The following is a 3,496-nucleotide window of genomic DNA, read 5'->3' as shown; positions in this document are numbered from 1 at the left end:
CGAGGCGTCTTTTTTTACCCCGCCGAGCCGTTCGCTCCGGGGCGGGGTGCAAAGGTCGCCGGTTCCTGCCGAACCGCCAAACATTTTGCAATCTTTTTTTCTTTCTCTTTTCCCCAAGGCCTGTCGCCTTGGAAGCGGATGCAAAGGTAAGGAAACCTTTTCGATCCGCAATGAAAAAGAAGAATATTTTTTTACTTCCCTTCCCCACTCGGCCTGCTGCCGGAGCGGGTGGCAAAGGTAAGCAAGCTTCCCTTCTTTCCAAGCGACGGGCAGAAGTTTTTTTCCCTTTCCAAGCCTCTCTTCCAGCACCGCAGCACCCGTGTTACCGGCCGCCCCTTTCCGCCTCCTTCCGAAGCGGGATGCAAAGGTAAGAAAGCTTTTCTGCTTTCCAAGCAAGGCGAAAAGTTTTTTTTCCGCCACCGCCCTTTCTCTCAGCCTCTCCCCCGTCCCTGCCGAACCGGGATGCAAAGGTAGCCAATCCCCCGGCCTTTCCAAACACCGGAGCAAAAGAAATCCCACGGAATCAGGAACCGCCTGCGCAACCGCCTGAGAATCTACGGCATAATTTTAAAGCCCCGAATCCGGGAAGACTGCTCCCAAACCCCTAATAGATGAAGTATCAATCAATACCTAATAAATATATAGCCCTGGTGCCTGAGTACAGCAATGGTATCTGGCTCCGGAGGACATAGGGCGGTATATATAAACTGCCTTTTCGCGCTGCCTTCATTTGGGTGGTACGTTTGATAAATTTTTCCTATTGCAGTTAATTCTATTTCCCTACTGTAACACTTTATGCTATACAGCCTATTATCTAAAGCATATCACATCCCCCTATATGATTCGCTTTGTATATAGTTCCACCACCCATATACCCTCTTTTATAAAATAGCAGAGCCCCGGCTGTTCTGCCGGGGCTCTGCATTAAGGAATTTCAAATTGAATTTTCTAAGCGATCACTGCTTCTCTCCTTAAGGTACTTTTTCTGTCAGGGCCTACGGAGACAATGGTGATAGGCACCTGCAGATGCTCTTCCAGGAAAGACAGGTAGTCCTTGAAAGCCTTTGGCAATTCCTCCACTGACTCTATTTTGTTCAGATCTACTTTCCAACCGGGCAGTTCTTCATAAACCGGCTCCAGCTTTTCTGCCTCCAGCGAGTGCGGCACATGGTCTGTAACCTCGCCCGAAGCAAGTTTATAGTGTGTGCATACCTTGATGGTGTCGAACTCTGTCAGCACATCTGCTTTCATCATGTTCAGTTGCGTCACGCCATTCAGCATAATCGAGTACTTCAGGGTAGGCAAGTCTATCCAGCCGCACCGGCGTGGTCGGCCCGTGGTAGAGCCGAACTCGTTGCCGGCTTTGCGGATCTCCTCCCCTACCTCGTCTAACAACTCTGTCGGGAAGGGCCCACTGCCTACACGCGTGCAGTATGCCTTAAAGATGCCGTATACCTCTCCTATATGGCGCGGGGCCACTCCCAAACCGGTGCAGGCCCCTGCCACTAGTGTGGTAGAGGACGTTACGAAGGGGTAGGTGCCGAAATCCACATCCAGCAGAGAACCTTGCGCCCCTTCCGCTAAAATCCGCTTCCCGCTCTGGATGGCGCTGTTAATCATATACTCCGTGTCCACTAACTTCAGCGTACGCAGGTAATCCACGGCATCGAAGAAAGCCTGTTCCTGCTCGCCCAGTTCCAACTGCTCCCCATAAAACTGAATAATGCTGCGGTGACGGTCCACCAGTTTGTTGTAACACTCCCGGAAATCATCTGAGAGGATATCCCCCACGCGCAAACCCACGCGGCCGATCTTATCTTGGTACGTTGGCCCGATGCCTTTCAGCGTGGAACCGATTTTACTTGTTCCCAGCGCCTCTTCCGATACCCTGTCCATGACCCGGTGTGAGGGCAGGATGAGGGATGCTTTTTTGGAGATGAAGAGATTCTGTGCGGCATCAACGCCCCTGTCTGTCAGCTTCTGCATCTCGTTGCGGAACACGATAGGGTCGAGCACCACGCCATTGCCGATTATGTTTTGAATGTGCGGGTGGAAAATGCCGGAGGGAATCTGGTGCAGCACGTGCTTGGTTCCTTCAAACTCCAGTGTATGGCCTGCATTCGGGCCGCCCTGAAAACGGGCTACGATGTCATAGGTCGGGGCCAGTACGTCAACGATTTTACCTTTGCCTTCGTCACCCCACTGCAGACCTATTAAAATATCAACTGCCATTTAGTATTTAATAAATTGATTCTTTTAAGAATTGCACCGCAAAATCATCATTTGCCCCTCTCCTAACTTAGGAGCCTATTTTACAGTCGCTTATAATTAAAAGACCTAACAAAAAACTGATTACTCTCTTTTTACTCCCAAATGTAATGAATTTATTACATTGAATTATATTCACCGGTCACATTCTAAGAAGAGCATTATACGTTGTCAGGATGACCCATATAAACATCCTTACAAAGATTCAGCAATTCTGTTTGTTTAAGTGTGTTAGTCTGGTCACTCTTATATTCAGCCTCAAGCAGTTTCCAGAAGTGGATACCGCAGCTATATTGCCTCAATACATCATACATATCAAACCTCAGTTCTTTTCTGCTGAGTTTGTTGTAGAAGTATAGTGTTAACCGCTTATCCGGTAGTGAATCCCTTACCTCAGGAGGGATTACTCTCTTTGTAACGATCCCTTTATATAATTTATAGGACTGTTCTAAATAAGCACTTCCTACTTTAAAATCGACTTTATCTGGAGCTTTATCCAACATATAGTCACATAGATTATCAACAAGAGGTTTTAAGCCTTCAAAATTATATTGACCAATTATTTTTACCCAACTGTTCATACTTATAAAAGACTCTTTAAGACGGTTGTCTTCTAACCACTTTTTAGGAAACTGATTAAGTATGATGCTGAACACAGAATTGACTGCTTCATTATCAGACTGAAGTTTGCCTTGCTCAAAGATAAAGGTTACCAACTTTTGGAAATGTTCATCAGTAAGCCTTAAAACCAAGAATCGATCATACAACTGATGCATCAAATTTGGTTGTTTATAAATCTGTTCTATTAAAAAGTTTACTTCCTCAGCTTGAAGTTTTATATATAGTTCAGTTAAGTTATTTTCAATTAATTGCAATGTGTAGTTTACTTCCTTCTTCGTCTCACCTACTTGAAATTGAATATCCTGCATATCTTTTTTGGCTAACATAACCTCATTTTCAATACTGCGCTGTGTCGTAAGTACAGCCTTGCTTTCCTCCAAGTTCTTAGCTGACTTGTTCTGCTGTGAGTTGACGTATGCACCTACACCAATACCGGCTAACGCAAATAGCACACTCCATACCGCTAAGATCACTGTAACATTGGTTGATGTTGCCGCGATTTCGTTCGAGACATTAGTAGTTGAATGAGGTGTGTCGAAAATGACGGACAGTAAACTTGCTTAGCGGTTATAAATATAATGGTTCTTTTCATAGTTCATCGGGCTCT

3 protein-coding genes are annotated in these 3,496 nt (G+C 45.8%); all 3 read right to left on the bottom strand.

All coding sequences use genetic code 11. The features are described from left to right. A partial coding sequence (locus tag ABD920_RS22125; protein ID WP_345162437.1) for a hypothetical protein occupies positions 1-420 on the bottom strand: 420 nt, incomplete at its 3' end. A gap of 528 nt (positions 421-948) precedes the next feature. Continuing rightward, positions 949-2,232 carry an adenylosuccinate synthase gene (locus ABD920_RS22120; RefSeq protein WP_345162435.1) on the bottom strand — a complete coding sequence of 428 codons (1,284 nt, stop codon included), beginning with the start codon at positions 2,230-2,232 and terminating at the stop codon, positions 949-951. Between the two features lie 197 nt (positions 2,233-2,429). Then, positions 2,430-3,362 (bottom strand): hypothetical protein, encoded by a 933-nt coding sequence (locus ABD920_RS22115; RefSeq protein WP_345162433.1) that lies wholly within the window; start codon positions 3,360-3,362, stop codon positions 2,430-2,432. Between the last annotated feature and the right edge of the window lie 134 nt (positions 3,363-3,496).

Source organism: Pontibacter saemangeumensis, from assembly GCF_039541895.1.
Taxonomy (GTDB): domain Bacteria; phylum Bacteroidota; class Bacteroidia; order Cytophagales; family Hymenobacteraceae; genus Pontibacter; species Pontibacter saemangeumensis.
The sequence above is the reverse complement of the archived record's forward strand: the minus strand, read 5'-3'. Positions and strand labels throughout refer to the sequence as shown.

Bases quoted from the DNA above. Each gene is read 5' to 3' on its own strand.
- ABD920_RS22120 (WP_345162435.1), bottom strand. From the start codon at position 2,232: ATGGCAGTTGATATTTTAATAGGTCTGCAGTGGGGTGACGAAGGCAAA.